Annotated in this window: 12 protein-coding genes; 5 read left to right on the top strand and 7 right to left on the bottom strand. The window is 67.1% G+C overall.

From position 1 onward, the window contains the following. Window positions 1–12: 12 nt before the first annotated feature. Complete coding sequence (locus BS38_RS0109540) at window positions 13–1068, top strand: glycosyltransferase family 4 protein (RefSeq protein ID WP_028270594.1); 1056 nt, start codon at window positions 13–15, stop codon at window positions 1066–1068. A 1-nt stretch (window position 1069) separates the two neighbouring features. Here BS38_RS0109540 and BS38_RS24825 read toward each other — a convergent pair whose 3' ends face one another. Further along, on the bottom strand, window positions 1070–1963 hold the full coding sequence (locus BS38_RS24825) for a putative protein N(5)-glutamine methyltransferase (protein ID WP_043438249.1): 894 nt from the start codon (window positions 1961–1963) through the stop codon (window positions 1070–1072). 283 nt (window positions 1964–2246) lie between these two features. Here BS38_RS24825 and BS38_RS0109530 point away from each other — a divergent pair, with 283 nt between their 5' ends. After that, window positions 2247–5267 carry an alpha-amylase family glycosyl hydrolase gene (locus BS38_RS0109530; protein ID WP_028270593.1) on the top strand — a complete coding sequence of 1007 codons (3021 nt, stop codon included), beginning with the start codon at window positions 2247–2249 and terminating at the stop codon, window positions 5265–5267. Window positions 5268–5371: 104 nt separating this feature from the next. Here the strand turns inward: BS38_RS0109530 and BS38_RS0109525 are convergent, their stop codons facing one another. The 3 genes from BS38_RS0109525 to BS38_RS0109515 all read right to left on the bottom strand — a co-directional run bounded on the left by BS38_RS0109525 (window position 5372) and on the right by BS38_RS0109515 (window position 7148). Then, window positions 5372–6415 carry an NAD(P)-dependent alcohol dehydrogenase gene (locus BS38_RS0109525; protein ID WP_028270592.1) on the bottom strand — a complete coding sequence of 348 codons (1044 nt, stop codon included), beginning with the start codon at window positions 6413–6415 and terminating at the stop codon, window positions 5372–5374. Window positions 6416–6486: 71 nt separating this feature from the next. Continuing rightward, the gene (locus BS38_RS0109520; protein WP_231511172.1) at window positions 6487–6696 is read right to left on the bottom strand and encodes a hypothetical protein; all 210 of its coding nucleotides are present in this window, start codon (window positions 6694–6696) and stop codon (window positions 6487–6489) included. A gap of 92 nt (window positions 6697–6788) precedes the next feature. Further along, a complete protein-coding gene (locus tag BS38_RS0109515) occupies window positions 6789–7148 on the bottom strand; it encodes a carboxymuconolactone decarboxylase family protein (RefSeq protein ID WP_028270590.1) in 360 nt (119 codons plus the stop codon). Between the two features lie 179 nt (window positions 7149–7327). Here BS38_RS0109515 and BS38_RS0109510 point away from each other — a divergent pair, with 179 nt between their 5' ends. The 3 genes from BS38_RS0109510 (at window position 7328) to BS38_RS0109500 (ending at window position 10817) form a co-directional block, all read left to right on the top strand. Further along, window positions 7328–7732, top strand: a complete 405-nt coding sequence (locus tag BS38_RS0109510; protein ID WP_028270589.1) for a (R)-mandelonitrile lyase — start codon at window positions 7328–7330, stop codon at window positions 7730–7732. A gap of 372 nt (window positions 7733–8104) precedes the next feature. Then, window positions 8105–9610 (top strand): DUF222 domain-containing protein, encoded by a 1506-nt coding sequence (locus tag BS38_RS0109505; protein WP_442853340.1) that lies wholly within the window; start codon window positions 8105–8107, stop codon window positions 9608–9610. A 139-nt stretch (window positions 9611–9749) separates the two neighbouring features. Then, window positions 9750–10817 carry a quercetin 2,3-dioxygenase gene (locus tag BS38_RS0109500; RefSeq protein WP_028270587.1) on the top strand — a complete coding sequence of 356 codons (1068 nt, stop codon included), beginning with the start codon at window positions 9750–9752 and terminating at the stop codon, window positions 10815–10817. Between the two features lie 115 nt (window positions 10818–10932). Here the strand turns inward: BS38_RS0109500 and BS38_RS0109495 are convergent, their stop codons facing one another. The 3 genes from BS38_RS0109495 to BS38_RS0109485 are packed head-to-tail and all read right to left on the bottom strand — an operon-like array spanning window position 10933 to window position 14892. Then, a complete protein-coding gene (locus BS38_RS0109495; protein ID WP_028270586.1) occupies window positions 10933–12177 on the bottom strand; it encodes a DUF3500 domain-containing protein in 1245 nt (414 codons plus the stop codon). Beyond that, a complete protein-coding gene (locus BS38_RS24820) occupies window positions 12155–14020 on the bottom strand; it encodes an FAD-dependent monooxygenase (RefSeq protein ID WP_081818862.1) in 1866 nt (621 codons plus the stop codon). The genes BS38_RS0109495 and BS38_RS24820 overlap by 23 nt, the downstream gene beginning before the upstream one ends. Further along, entirely contained in the window at window positions 14020–14892 is an 873-nt protein-coding gene (locus BS38_RS0109485) for a fumarylacetoacetate hydrolase family protein (RefSeq protein WP_028270585.1), read from the bottom strand. Before BS38_RS0109485 ends, BS38_RS24820 begins: the two co-directional genes overlap by 1 nt. Window positions 14893–14935: the final 43 nt, after the last annotated feature.

Raw genomic sequence — 14935 nt, 5'->3', positions numbered from 1 at the left:
GTAGGAGGCAACATGCGTATTGGCATCCTGGCACCACCATGGATCCCCGTTCCCCCGCCGAGCTACGGCGGGACGGAATCCGTGGTCCACACCCTTGCTGCGGGGCTCGCGGAGGCAGGGCACGACGTTGTGCTTGCCGCCTCGAGCGACAGCACCTGTCCCGTTCCGAGGGTTGCGGGGCTCTCCGACTCGTCCGAACTCAGCATGGACTCGGGGAGGCAGGAGATCCTGCATGTCCTGCGCGCCTACGAATCCATGGCGGACGTGGACATCATCCACGACCACACGCTGCTGGGACCGCTGTGCCAGCGGGAGATGCCCGACGTTCCCCGCGCCGCCACCCTGCACGGGCCTTTCGACGACGAACTCACGCTGATCTACCGTGCCATGCAACGGGAGACAGCACTCGTTGCCATCTCGCACCATCAGGCTTCCACGGCCCGCGGCGTTAAGGTGGACGCGGTCATCCACCACGGGATTGACGTCCGGGGTATCCGGTACAGCCCGTCGCACAACGGCGGTGCGTGCTTCCTGGGGCGGATGCATCCGAACAAGGGCCTCCTGCAGGCCATCATGGTGGCGCGCCGGGCGGGCATTCCGTTGCGGATCGGCGCGAAGATGCGGGAGCCGTTTGAGCTGGACTACTTCCACGACGTGATCGAACCCCTCCTGGGCGCGGACGTTGAATACCTCGGCGAGCTGGGGACGGCGGACAAATTCCAGCTCCTGGGCGAGTCCGTGGCCCTCCTGAACCCGATCCAATGGCCGGAACCGTTCGGAATGGTGATGATTGAGGCCCTCGCCGCCGGCACACCGGTGGTGGCCACCCGCCGGGGGTCCGCTCCGGAAATCATCAACGACGGCGAAACAGGGTTCCTGGCGGACAGCGTCGAGGCCCTCGCGGAGGCACTTCAGGGCGCCGGCTGGCTGCGCCGCAGCGACTGCCGGCGTGCGGCCGAGCAACGCTTCAGTTCCCAGCGGATGGTCCAGGAGTACCTCCGGTTCTACTCTGACCTGCTTGCGGGATCACAGCGGGCTGCCGAGGAACCCGCCGCCGCCGGATTCTGAGCTACCGCCGGTTCTGGGCCGCGTCGCCGATAGAGGCTGCGCCGATCGCTACTGTGGCGTCCAGCTCCGGGTCGCTGGCCAGCCTGGCGGTCAGTCCTGCCCGCCGCATGAGCCCGATAGTCCGGCGCGCCTGCCCCCGGCTCGTCTCGATCAGCACGTGCCCGCCCGGGCCAAGCCAGGCCGGCGCCTCCGCGATGACCCTGCGCTGGATGTCCAGCCCGTCCGGACCGCCGTCCAGCGACATCCGCGGTTCGTGCGTGCGGGCTTCCGGCGGCATGGTTCCGATCGCCGCAGTGGGCACGTAGGGTGCGTTGGCCATCACGACGGCGATGCGGCCCCTCAGTCCGGGCGGCAGCGGTTCGAAGAGATCACCCTCGTGGACGTGCCCGCCCACCGGCTCGATGTTGCCTTTGGCGCACAGCACTGCGGCCGGATCCAGATCCGAGGCATGCAGTTCGATTCCGGTCACCCGGGCCGCCAGCGCCACCCCCACGGCTCCGGAACCGCAGCACAGGTCCACGACGACGGCCCTCCCCGCGGTGCGCCGCCCGCCGTCGTGCGTGCCTCCACCGGAAGTCGCGCCTTCGGAGGTCGCGCCTTCGTGCGCGCCTTCGTGCGCGCGGAGCAGCAGCTCCGCCTGCCGGACCAGGAACTCGGTGCGGCGGCGGGGCACAAACACTCCGCTGGCCACGCCGATGCGGAGTCCGCAGAATTCCACCCAGCCGAGGATGTGTTCCAGCGGCAAGCCGGCCGCGCGCCGTCCGATCATGGTTTCCAGTTCCGCAGCCGAGGCGGCGGCGTCCGTCAGCAGTCCGGCCTCCTCCTCGGCGAACACGCAGCCCGCGGCCCTGAGGCGGCGGACGGCGTCTTCCTGAAAGCCGGCCGAACCGGTCAAGCGGGGCCGGAATGAGCGTTCTGGCGGCAAGAGCAGGCTCCCTCAGCTGCGGGTCGGTGGGTTTCATGCTACCCAACGGGAGCGGATACAAAGCAACCTTGGGATTAGCTGGAAAAAGTCGGTGCAAGCGCTTACAGTTGTGACTTGGCTCTCAGATGCCGCACTCCAGCATCATCCTTCACAACAGCACCGTCGCTCTCCGGAAGGTCTCCTTATCGTGTTTTTCCGCAGTCCACACCACAAGAATCCACCCTGCAGGCAGCACGCCAGAGGCGTCGCCGCGGTGGTCGCAGCACTGGTTGCCGCCGCCTCGCTGGCCGCCCCGGCCCATGCGGCGCCGCAGCCGAAAGACCCCGGCGCACCGGCGGCCTCCCACTCGCTCCGGGCGCCGGTGACGGATGAGAACTTCTACTTCGTGATGGCGGACCGCTTCAGCAACGGAAGCACCGCGAACGACGACGGCGGGCTGGGCAGCGACCCGATGGTTTCCGGCTTCGACCCGACGAAGAAGGGCTTCTACAACGGCGGCGACCTCAAAGGCCTGCTCGACAAGATCGACTACATCCAGGGCCTGGGCACCACATCCATCTGGCTGACGCCCAGTTTTAAGAACAAGGCAGTCCAGACGGAGGACAAGTCGGCCGGGTACCACGGGTACTGGGTCACGGACTTCACCCAGATCGACCCGCACCTGGGCACCAACGCCGAGCTGAAAGCACTGATCGACGAGGCGCATGCACGCGGGATGAAGGTCTATTTCGACATCATCACCAACCACACAGCGGACGTGATTGGCTACAAAGACGGCGCGCGCAAGCCATACGTCTCCAAGGACGCCGCGCCCTACAAAACAGCGGCCGGCGAGGTGTTCGACGACCGCGACTACGCCGGAACGGACACGTTCCCGGAACTGGACCCGTCCACGTCGTTCCCTTACACGCCGGTCTTGGAGAAAAGCGAAGAACACCTCAAGGTGCCGGACTGGCTCAACAACCCCGCGCTGTATCACAACCGCGGCGACACCACTTTCCAGGGCGAGGACTCCTTCTACGGTGATTTCTTCGGGCTGGACGACCTCTTCACGGAGAACCCTGAAGTCGTGGACGGCATGACGAAGGTCTACGAAGACTGGATCAAGGATTTCGGGGTTGACGGCTTCCGGATCGACACCATGAAGCACGTGAACGACGAGTTCTGGCAAAAGTTCGGGCCCGAGGTCCTCGAATACGCCAAGGCACAGGGCAAGGACGAGTTCTTTATGTTCGGCGAGGTCTTCGACACCTCCAAGAGCTTCACCTCGCAGTTCACCACCCGCAACAAGATGCAGGCCGTGCTGGACTTCCCGTTCCAGGACGCAGCCCGGAACTTTGCCTCCCGCAGCCAGTCCGCCAGCCAGCTGGAGACGTTCTTCGCCGGGGACGACTGGTACACGGATGCCGACTCCAACGTCTACGAACTCCCCACGTTCCTGGGCAACCACGACATGGGCCGGATCGGCAGCTTCATCGCCGCGGACAACCCTCGCGCGGACGACGCCGAACGCGTTGCCCGCGACCGGCTGGCCCACGAACTGATGTACTTCTCGCGCGGCAACCCGGTGGTGTACTACGGGGACGAGCAGGGCTTCACCGGTCCCGGCGGGGACCAGGATGCGCGCCAGACCCTCTTCGCCAGCAAGGTGCCGGAATACTTGGACGACGACCTGCTGGGCACCGATGCCAGCCACGCGACGGACAATTTTGATACCGGCCACCCGCTCTACAGCAAGATCAGCGAGCTCGCCGCGCTGACCGCCGAGCACCCGGCACTGCGCAACGGCGCCCACCAGAACCGTTATGCCGCCCAGGGCCAGGGAATCTACGCGTTCTCCCGCACTGACGCGAAGGACCAGCGGGAGTACGTCGTGGCAGTGAACAACAGCGGGTCCGCGCAGACCGCCGCGGTGCCCACCTACATCGCCAAACGCAGCTACACCCGAATTTACGGCGGCACAGGCGACGCGGCTACCGCCGCAGAGGTCAAGACGGCCGACGACGGCAAGCTCACCGTCACCGTTCCGCCGCTGTCCGCAGTGGTGTACGAATCGTCAGGGCGGATCCCCCGCTCCAAAGCGGCTCCCGCCGTCGCCCTTCAGCAGCCGGCCACGGCGGAAGGCGACAACGGCAGGATCCGGGTGGCGGCCGACGTCGACGGTTCCTCGTTCTACGAGGTCACCTTCCAGGCGCGGACCGCGGGCGGAGAATGGGAACCGATCGGAACGGACGATACCGCCCCGTACCAGGTGTTCCACGACGTCACCGGGCTGAACCCCGGCACCGCTGTGGAATACCGGGCTGTTGTCCTCGACAACGGCGGAAACACCTCGCTCAGCGCCGCACGCAGCGGCACCGTACCCGCCCCGGTCCTGGCCATGCAGAAGCCGGCAGAGGGCAGCAGCGTGGACGGCAAGGTGGAAGTCAGTGCCACGGCCAGCCCGGAAAAGGCTGACTACACGGTCAGCTTCGGCCGCAGTGTGGACGGCGGCGAATGGACTCCGATCGGATCAGACAGTTCCTCGCCCGCGTACACGGTCTTCGACGACCTTTCGGCCCTGGGCCTGGCAGACGGAACCAAAGTCCGATACCGGGCCACCATGTCCGTTCCGGGCGCGGAGAACGTGGTGAGCGATATCCGCACCGTGGTGGCCGGGGAGATCCCGCAGCCGGACTCCGTGACCGTGGCGGGCAGCCTGAACTCGGAAATGGGGTGCCCGGGCGACTGGCAGCCTGCGTGCGGAAAGGCCTTTATGACATTGGACCCGGCGGACAAGGTCTGGCGCCTCACAGTGCCTAACCTGCCGGCGGGAACGTACGAGTTCAAGGCGGCACTCAACGGCAAGTGGGACGAGAACTACGGCGCCGGCGGTGCGCTGAACGGCGGGAACATCGTGCTGGAGCATCCGGGCGGTGCCGTGACGTTCCGCTACGACCACACCACGCATGTGCTGAGCCCGGCCTACGCCTCCCAGCAGCCCGGGGCTGTGGCAGCAGCGGGAAGCATGAACTCCGAGCTCGGCTGCCCGGAGGACTGGATGCCCGCCTGCGACCAGGCGCAGCTGAAACTCGACCCGGCCGACCTTGTGTGGAAGCTGTCCGCGGACCTGGCCGCCGGAAACTACGAGTTCAAGGCAGCCCTGAACCGGTCGTGGGATGTCAGCTACGGCGCCGGCGGCTCGCCCAACGGCGCCAACATCAGCCTGGCGCACAAGGGTGGTCCCCTCACCCTCCGCTACGACCACTTCACGCATGTGATGACCGCCGGGTAGCTGTGCCGCCGGCGAAACGGTAATGGCACAAAGCAGCGCCGCCCTCTCCTGAGGACGGCGCTGCTTTCGGTTGTTACCGCGTGGGGTCGCTGACGCGGCCTGGGCTAGCTGAGCGTCGCGGTGTCGATCACAAAGCGGTACCGGACGTCGGAGGCCAGGACGCGTTCGTAGGCTTCGTTGATCTTCTCGGCCGGAATGACTTCAATCTCGGCACCGAGGTTGTGCTCGGCGCAGAAGTCGAGCATTTCCTGGGTCTCGCGGATGCCGCCGATCATTGAACCGGCGAAGGAGCGGCGGCCGCCGATGAGCGCGAACGCGTTCACCGGGAGCGGTTCCGCCGGAGCACCGACGTTTACCAGCGTGCCGTCGAGGGTCAGCAGCTGCAGGTAGGAGCTGATGTCGATCGAGGCGCTGACGGTGTTGATGATCAGGTCGAAGCTGCCTGCCAGGTCGGCGAAGGTGTTCTCGTCGCTGGTGGCGTAGTAGTGGTCGGCGCCCAGCTTCAGGCCGTCTTCCTGCTTCTTGAGTGACTGGGACAGCACGGTGACCTCGGCGCCCATGGCGTGCGCGATCTTGACGGCCATGTGGCCCAGGCCGCCAAGTCCGACGATGGCCACCTTCTTGCCGGGGCCGGCGCCCCAGTGGCGCAGCGGCGAGTAGGTGGTGATGCCGGCGCAGAGCAGCGGCGCGGCGACGTCGAGCTCGATGCCCTCGGGGATCCGGACCACGAAGTCTTCGGTCACCACGACGTGGGTGGAGTAGCCGCCCTGGGTGATGGTTCCGTCGCGGTCCACTGCACCGTAGGTGCCGGTGTTGCCCTTGAGGCAGTACTGTTCCTCGCCCTTCTGGCAGTTGACGCATTCGCGGCAGGAATTCACCATGCAGCCGACGCCGACGCGGTCGCCGACGGTGTGCTTGGTGACTTCAGCGCCCACTTCGGTGACGATTCCGGCGATTTCGTGGCCGGGCGCCAGCGGGTACTGCTGGGGTCCCCAGTCACCGCGGACCGTGTGGATGTCCGAGTGGCAGATGCCGGCAAACCTGATATCGATCAGCACATCGTGGGGGCCGACGTCGCGGCGTTCGATGGTGGTGGGGATGAGGTCTCCGTCAGCGGACGGTGCGGCGTAAGCGTTAGCGGTAAGCAATGTCTTCTCCAATGTTGGGTGTTCGTTGGATTCGTTGGGTATGAGGTTCGGTGGGTGGGTGAACGTCAGCGTTAGGGGCGGATGAGCACTTTGAGCGCTGTACGGTCGGCCATCGCGCGGTAGCCGGCAGCGACGTCGTCGAGGGCCACAATGTGGTCAAACACCATGCCGGGCTGGATTGTTCCCGAGGGAATGTCCGGCATGAGTTTTTCGATGTAGGCCCGGGCCGGGGCCACGCCGCCGGTCAGGGTGATATTGCGCATCACGGTGCCTAAATTCATGGGCACATCGGTGTACTGGGCAGCTCCCACCCTACCAACGGCACCGCCGTCGCGCACGGCGGCGATGATGTCCGTGGCGCCGAGTTCGCTGCTTAGCCGGCGTGCGCCGTCGTCGGCTGCTCTTCCGGCTGTTGTTCTGCCAGTACTTCCTTGAGCGCCATGACGGCTGTCATTGCATTGGGCCAGCCGGCGTAGAACGCAAGGTGGGTGAACATCTCCACCAGCTCGTCGGCGGTGACGCCGTTCGCGAGGGCCAGCCGCAGGTGGGACGGCAGCTGGCCGGTGCGGTAGAGCGCCGTCAGCGTAGCAACGGTGATCAGGCTGCGGTCGCGGGGCGAGAGGCCGGGCCGTTCCCAGACATCGCCGAACAGGACATCGTCGGTGAGCTGGACCAGCTTGGGCGCGACGTCGCCGATCAACTGCTGGGCCCGCGAAGGGGTCTCTGTTGCCATGGTGGTGCTCCTTAGGAAGTTTTCGCTGCGTATCCAGCAAACCGTTTTGCAGCTGAGCGCGGAAGGTTCTGTTGATACAGGTACTGGCAGGGCCTCCCTGCAGCCCGGTGAGGCTCCTATTGTTGAGCAGTGGAAAGCCGCCCCCACAGGGGCGCGTAACCATGGATGGAGGAAAACAGTTGGAAATCCAGCCCAGCACACCAAGCAATAAGGGGCCGGCGGACATGTTCACCGGCGACGTCTGGTTCGACGTCATCGCCAAGGGCGAGGCACCCTCGCAGCTGCGCGTAAACATGGTCCGATTCGCCCCGGGCGCACACACCGCCTGGCACTCGCATGCGAACGGCCAGACCCTGCATGTCACCGAAGGCCGCGGCCTGGTCCAGGCCCGCGGCGGCGAAGTGATCGAGATCCGTCCGGGCGACACCATCTATACGCCCCCGGGCGAAGAGCACTGGCACGGCGCCGCCGCTGACCACTTCATGTGCCACCTTGCCATGTGGGAAGCCCTGGGCGAAGGCCAGGAAGGCCCGGAAACAGCGTGGGGCGAGCACGTGACGGATGAGGAATACGGCGCGAGGTAGCCGGGCTGGTTCGCGCCGGGACTGCGGGGCTTGCGGCGGGACTGCGCGGCCTAAATTGTCGGACCCTCGCGGCAGAGTTATCCCATGGAGGTCTTGGGGGAACTCGCAGAAGCAAGAGGGGCGATGCGGTGGGTAGCATTGCCCGCCGGCGCTTCTGCTTTTCGGCCCGCTTCCGGTCCGGGCCTGCGGAGCGTGCCCGCCGGAGCGCAGCCTTCTCACGCGTTAGCGTCCGACGGCGGTGGGTCCGGTGATCTCGCCCGGAGCCTTGAGCTGTTCACAAGTGCCACTTCGACGGCGGTCCAGCGCGCCGGGGTGATGGGCTTCCGGGAGGCGGCTGACTTTGCCGCCTGGGTCGAGGAACACTCCCGGAACATGGAATACCTGCAGGTGGTTGCGGCCGGGGCAGTGGACCGGACCCGGCGCGAGGCCAGTGCTGCTGCGCGGGCTGGCTCCGGTGCGGGCTCGGGTGCAACGGTTGGTTGGACCACCGGGTGGGGCGAAGCAACCGCCGTGCACGGCCCGATCGGCTGGGCCACCAGTAAAACGGACACGAGCCAAACCGATGGGGACCAGGTTGCCGGGGTGGCGGTGAGCGACGACGCCCCGGACCTCTCCCCAGAACCGGACCCGGCGGATGACGGCTGCCGGAACACCACCGAGTTCCTGCGTGCCCGGTTGCGGATCGGTGCCGGCGAGGCCCGACGGCGGCTGGCGCTGGCCGAGACGCTCCTGCCCCGCACCGGCATCACCGGCCACCCCCAACCACCGGAACGGCCCGAACTCGCCGCCGCCGTCGCCACCGGGACCGTCGCGTCCCGGTCCGCGACCATCATCACCCTCGCCCTGGACCGGGCCGGCCACCACGCGGATGCGGGAGTGACAGCCCGGATGGAACACGCCTTGACCCGGGCCGCGGTGGAGCACGACACCGACTTCGTCGCCCGCGTCGCCCGGCAGTGGACCGAAGCCATCGACCAGGACGGATTCGAACCCACCGAGGTAGAGCTCCGCCAGCGTCAGGGTGTGTTCATCAGACAGCCGCGCCGCGGACTACAGCGGATGGAAATCCTCGCCACCACCGAGCAAACCGAACACCTGCTGACCGCGATGAACATCGCCACCAACCCCCGCACCCAACCAAGCACCGGTGAGGGCAGTTGCGGCGAGGGCAGTGGCGGCGAGTGCGGTGGCGGAGACAGCGACACGACCGGCTCCGGAGGCACGGAGCCGGACCTCGACCAGCGGACCCGCCCGCAGCAGCTCCTGGACGGCCTCGTCAATGCGGTCAAAGCAGGACTAAGCACCGGCGGCCTTCCTGCCGCGGGCGGGCTCCGCCCCCAGGTCATGGTCACCATCGACTACCGCCACCTCCTCGCCCGGCTCGAGAACCGCGAACACACCACCGAGACTTCAGACACCGGCACGGGTACAGGCATGCGCGCAGCCACCGGCATCCCGGGGACGGGCTCCTTCACGTTCACCGGCCCCGTCACGCCCGCCATCGTCCGCAAAATCGCCTGCGACGCGGACATCATCCCCGTCCTCCTCGGCAGCCAGGGACGGATCCTCGACATCGGACGGACCACCCGGGTCTTCCCGCCGCACATCCGCAAAGCCCTCACCGCACGCGACCAAGGCTGCACCTTCCCCGGCTGCACCATCCCCGCCCCCTGGTGCGAAGCCCACCACATCACCTACTGGTCACACGGCGGAACCACCAGCACAGACAACGGCACCCTGCTCTGCAGCCATCACCACCACCTGATCCACAAGGAACAGTGGCAGATCCACGTCAAAACCGGGATCCCCTGGTTCATCCCGCCACCCCACATCGACCCACGCCAGACCCCGCGGCGAAACACCTACTTCAGATGCTGAAAGTTGAGTGTCCTGACTAGTGGCTGCCCCACGCCGAAATGTATTTCACTCATTGGAAAGCCCGACGCCCCGGCGCCTCGTTTGAGGGCATGCTGGTGACCACGCCACGGCGAAGCTCCGGACTGGAAAGAAGGAACCAATGTCCCTCAGCGTTGAGGAAATGAACACACAACTCCCGGTGGCGAACGCGCTGCCCGGCGAGGCTGTCCCCTATTACATGGCGTCCGGCGAGGGCGCCCGGTACGAAATCAACGGGCAGCTTGTCACCGTCATCGCCCGATCCGCGGACACCGGCGGCATCTTCAGTGCCGCCTACGTCTCGGGCGGAATGGGGGCCGAGTCTCCCTTCGTCAGCCACAAGGTGGAGCACAAAACCCTGTACGTCTTCGACGGCATCCTGCACGTGTGGCTGCCCGGCGAGAGCCGCATCCTCACGCCCGGCGACTCCGTAGTCATACCGCCAGGAACCCCGCACGCCTACCGCATGGCCAGCCACTACACACGCTTCCTGAACTGGATGACGCCCGGCGGCGCCGAGGCCTACTACGAACGCGTCGGCACTCCCATCGATTCGCATGTTCCGCCAGTGCATGCCGGCCACAAACGCAGCGCGCAGGAGCAGGCCGAAGTCGGCGCCGAGTTCGGCATCACGTTCCCTGAAGTGGAGCGTGCTGCACCCACCTTCCAGCAGGACGCCGGCCTTCCCTCCACCCAGAGCCCGTACTTCCTCAGCGCGGGCGAAGGCGAACGCCTGGTGAGCTACCAGACCATGTTCACGTACCTCTCAAGGCCTGCGAACACGGGCTCAAACTACTTCGCGGTGCACACCAAGGGAGCCAAGTCGCCCTACATTCCGCTGCACTTCCACTCGGAACATACCGAGAACTTCCTGTGCACCGAGGGCCGGATGTGGCTCTACGCCAACGGCCGCGAGATGCTCCTGACCAAGGGCGACTTCGTGCACGCGCCGGCCGGGACCGTCCACTCCTTCGCGTTCGACTCACACCACACCCAGATGGTGGGTTTCCTGACGCCGTCGGTCTTCAACGGCTTCTTTGAGTACTTCAACAAGCCCACGGACGATTACATGTACACCGAAGGCGGCACGCCGTACATGGATATGGAAGGCTTCGGCCGCGCCCAGGCAGAGATGGACCTGACCGTCGTAGGACCCCCGCCGCAGCGTCGGGCTGCCCTGGACATCTGAGAAGGACCACCAAACGCCAATGGCCCGGACTTCCGAAAGGAAGTCCGGGCCATAGTTGGTTTCCGGGAGCCATCGATTGCTCCGTGGGCGCCCTTTTCACCCCGGAAAACGGCTGTTACGGAGCAATCGACGGGAAGTGGCGCACGAGTTCGCGGCCATAGTCGTTGCCATGGGGCGTGCGCAGGACCGTATGCATGTGGAACGGTGCAGGCTCTTCGTTGCTGAGGAAGACCCCCGTGTGGTGGTCCAGTTCCATCACCACCACCGGGCTCTGCAACCGGAAGTAGAAGGCCTCCTGCCCCTCCCAGCCGCCGATCCAGCTGAACCAGCTCTCGCCGAAGTGCTCCTGGATCTCCCTGCGCCGCGCAGCCCTGGGTCCGTCCGGCAGGTAGGCGATGAAATCCTCCACCACCTCCTCCAGCACGGCCAGCGCTACAGGCGGCATCGAGCTGACCGGGATGCCCTCGTAAGGAATCACCCGGTTGTCCTGGAAGCAGCCGCCCAGGTGCCGTTCATCCCCCGGGTGGATGCGCCCCTCGGGCATGGCCGGGTCCACCATGGCGGCGTACACGGTCGCCTCCTTTCGGAGCCCCTCGGGCAGCGCACCCATCAGTTGCCGGGCCAGCGCGATGCGTTCCTTGAAGACCTTGACGCCCCGGTGCGGGCCGGCGTCGATCACGTCCGGTTCCGCGCCGAGGAACACGGGCGAAATCACCAGTTGCGTGCCCGCGACCAAACAGTTGAGCGCCACGTGATGGCCGAAGAGCTGCCAGCCCCACGGTTCCGTCTCCGAAGGCTCACCGAACAAGGCGAAGTTGTAACTGAACTCGTTCATCAGCAGCGGAAGCTCCACCAGTTCACCCAGGAATCCGTTGATCCGCATGAGGTTCCTGGCCAGGTCGAAGCCGGCCGGGCTCAGGCTCTCCTCCACCACGGCCAGCGCGGCATCGCGGACCGGCGGATCCAGTTCATCAAGGCGCAGTCCGGTGTCGTGCTGCATGAACTCCGGATTCGCCCAGCTCTTCCACTCGTGGGCGTCCACGGCGTAAGTCAACCGGGTCACCTGCTCCCGTGTGGCCACCTCCAGCAGCTTCCGGCCGGCGGCAACCATCGACGCTGTGGGCGCTTCTTCGCCGTCCCGTGCGGGTGCCAGCGGATAGAGCCCCGGGCGGAGGACGCCGTCGTTCGTTATGCCGCTAAAGGGTTCCGGGTAGAGCGCGTCCCAGCCTTCGATCATGGGCCCGGCAAAGGAATCGGTCTTGGCGGCCTCGGCGTAGTCCCGGGCGGCCAGGCCGCGGATCCCGGCCACCCGCGGATGGTCCGGGGCGAAGAGAAAATCACGGAATGACGGCGCTGACACGGGAGCCCCTTTCGTTGACGTGTGAGGGGTTGGACGGAGAAGGGACGGGCTGCGAGGAGTTGTGCCCCAAAGAGTGCCGGGACGCTGCGCTCCAGCCGGCGGCAACGGCAAGCGCTGCCGCGGCCGCCTCTGCGGAAGTACCGCGCCAGGCCACGTGCTGGTCCGGGCGGACCAGCACCGAGTCGGCTCCCCACAGGTCAGCCATGGGCGTCCCGTCCTCGGAAGGTCCGACGGCGGTGATGGTCACCGGGATGCCCTGCCGGGCTGCAGCTTGGACCACCGGCGCAAAAGCCTGGGCTTCCGGCACCCCGCCCAGCGCAGCGGCGTCGGCCAGGAGGGTGAACCCTGCCCCCAGCAGACTGTAGACGGACGTGGAGTCGTCCAGCCATGCATGCGGCAGCAGGGCCCCCGGGCTGGCCGAAGCGACGTACCGGATGGGGTCCTCAGCGGGAACCGGCGACCCGTCCGGCACCACCAGGGGCGAATCCGCGTAGGAGTAGCCGAGCACCAGTCCCAGCGAATCGAACTCGCTCTGCTTGACCGAGAGCGCCTCGTACGCCGCCTGCCTCGCCCGCACGCCGTCGCTGCCGGTACCGCGCAGTGCCGGATCCGCGAAATGGTAGGCGAGCGCCTCGCCGTTGCTGGCGGCGTCGCGGATGGTCCGCGCCGCCACCGGACGGCGTTCCAGCCCGTAACTGGCCAGGAGTTCCGGCCCGCCCCAGCCGGCCACGCTGGCCGCGATCTTCCACGCAAGGTTCGCGGCATCGCCGATGCACGTGTTGAAGCCGTGCCCGCCCCACGGAGGATTCAGGTGCGCCGCGTCGCCCACCAGGAACACGCCGTCACGGCCGTAGCCGGGGGCAAGAAGCATGCGGGCGGTCCAGGGATCCGTGGCCACCACGTCAACGTCCACCTCTGCCCCCACCAGTTCGCGGACCATGGCGACGGCGGCATCATCCGCCAGCGCGCCCGCAGCTTCCGCGTCCACGCCCTGCACGATGGCCCACCACGTATCGGCGAGGTCCATCCGGCCCACCATCCCGGCGGTTTCCCCGCCCACCACCCAGTACTGGACGGCAGGTTGCAGCGCGATCGCGGAACCAAGGTCCTTCGAACGGAACATGATGCTGATGTTGGACAGCTCCGCGGAGCCGCCTTCCAGGCGGATGCCCAGGCTGCGGCGCACGGCGGAGGAACCGCCGTCGGCCCCGGCCACGTAGTCGGCGGTGATGGTGCGGGTCCGTCCGGTACTGTCCGCCACCACCACGGCGGTCCGGCTTCCGGTGCCGGCGGTCCGGCTTCCGGTAGCGGCGGTTCCGCTTCCGGTGCCGGCGGTTCCCGAAGGAACCGCACCGGAATGAACACTGACGTCCTGCACGTGCCACCCGGTCAGCAAGGTGACCAACGGGGCCTCGGCCGCGGCAGCTCGGAGGACCTCCTCCAGGACAGGCTGCGGGACCTGCTGGCCGCATTCAGGCTGCGGCCCGTAGCGGCCCGGCACCAGCTGGAATGCGTGCCGGAACGTCCGGAGTTCATGGGCGGAAGGGCCGGTAAGGCCGGTGCAGAAGGTCACGTCCTGGGCGTAGTCCACGGCAAGCGGGGCCGCGGCGCGGAGTGCGTCGGCCAACCCCAGCCGGCGGAGGTGGGTCATGGTGCGCGCGTTGGTGGTCTTGGCCCGGGGCCGGGCCGGATCCACGGTGGTCCGTGGTTCAACCACCGTGCTCGGGATGCCGCGGGATGCGAGGTCCAGGGCGAGGAAGAGCCCGCTGGGGCCGCCGCCGGAGATCAGGACCTGCACCTCCTCCGGCAGCTCGTCGGGAGAGGCGGATTGCAGCGTGACCATCAGGCACGGCCACGGAGTGAGATGTCGCCAACGGGGGTGGTGAGCGTGCCGAGGCGGTCGATTTCGACTTCAACGGTGTCGCCCGGCTGCAGCAGCCACTGCGGTGTGCGGGCGTACCCCACGCCCTCCGGGGTTCCGGTGGCGATCACATCGCCGGGGTGGAGCGTGAGGGTCTGGCTGATCAGCGAGATGATGGCCGGCACGGAGAAGATCATGTCCCGCGTGTTGCCGTTCTGGACCTCGGTGCCGTTCACCCGCGTGCGGACCTGGAGGCCGTCACGGAGATCGCCCACGTCGTCCCGGCTGACCAGCGGGCCGAGTGGCCCGGTGAGGTCGCCGTTCTTACCCAGGGTCCACTGCGTGGTGAGCTTCTGAGCCCGGCGGGCGGTGAGGTCATTGAATGTGGAATAGCCGAAGACCGCCCCGGACGCTTCGGCCTCGTCCGCGGATTCCACTCGCCGGCCGATGTACGCCGCCACTTCGCCTTCCCAGTCCAGTCCCGCTTCGCCGGACGGCACGGGCACCGGCACATTCCCTACTGACAGGGAAGCCGTCCAGCGGCCGAACAGCGTGGGATACGGAGGGAGCTCCTGGTCCTTGTAGCTGCCTTCCGCGGCATGGGCTTTGTAGTTGAGGCCCACACAGATGACGCGGGCCGATGCGGGCACCAGGGGCACTTCGGTGACGCTGCCGCGCCCAAGCCAGCCGCCGCCGTCGGGCTGAGAGGTACCGGACGTCAGGGAGACAGACTTGTCTTGCCAGCCGGCGGCGTCTGCCCAGAACTCGCCCACGGGTGCCAGCGGGAAAACGCGGGAGTCCGCCACGACCGCTGCCCAGGGTTCGCCGCGGTGGTTGATGCCGATGTACTGCATGTGGAGCCTTTCAGGTCTAGCCCGGGCACCGGGAATGCCGGTC

Origin of the sequence: Arthrobacter sp. UNC362MFTsu5.1, from assembly GCF_000685965.1 — a bacterium.
In the GTDB taxonomy this organism is placed as follows: Bacteria; Actinomycetota; Actinomycetes; order Actinomycetales; family Micrococcaceae; genus Arthrobacter.
Note: the sequence above shows the minus strand (reverse complement) of the source record. Positions and strands in the feature narration are given on the sequence as shown.

What these genes read in the sequence shown, in the direction of transcription:
- BS38_RS0109515 (WP_028270590.1), bottom strand. Translation starts at nt 7,148, where the DNA reads ATGGCAACAGAGACCCCTTCGCGGGCCCAGCAGTTGATCGGCGACGTC.
- BS38_RS0109500 (WP_028270587.1), top strand. Translation starts at nt 9,750, where the DNA reads ATGTCCCTCAGCGTTGAGGAAATGAACACACAACTCCCGGTGGCGAAC.
- BS38_RS0109485 (WP_028270585.1), bottom strand. Translation starts at nt 14,892, where the DNA reads ATGCAGTACATCGGCATCAACCACCGCGGCGAACCCTGGGCAGCGGTC.
- BS38_RS0109505 (WP_442853340.1), top strand. Translation starts at nt 8,105, where the DNA reads ATGGAATACCTGCAGGTGGTTGCGGCCGGGGCAGTGGACCGGACCCGG.
- BS38_RS0109520 (WP_231511172.1), bottom strand. Translation starts at nt 6,696, where the DNA reads ATGAATTTAGGCACCGTGATGCGCAATATCACCCTGACCGGCGGCGTG.
- BS38_RS24820 (WP_081818862.1), bottom strand. Translation starts at nt 14,020, where the DNA reads ATGGTCACGCTGCAATCCGCCTCTCCCGACGAGCTGCCGGAGGAGGTG.
- BS38_RS0109540 (WP_028270594.1), top strand. Translation starts at nt 13, where the DNA reads ATGCGTATTGGCATCCTGGCACCACCATGGATCCCCGTTCCCCCGCCG.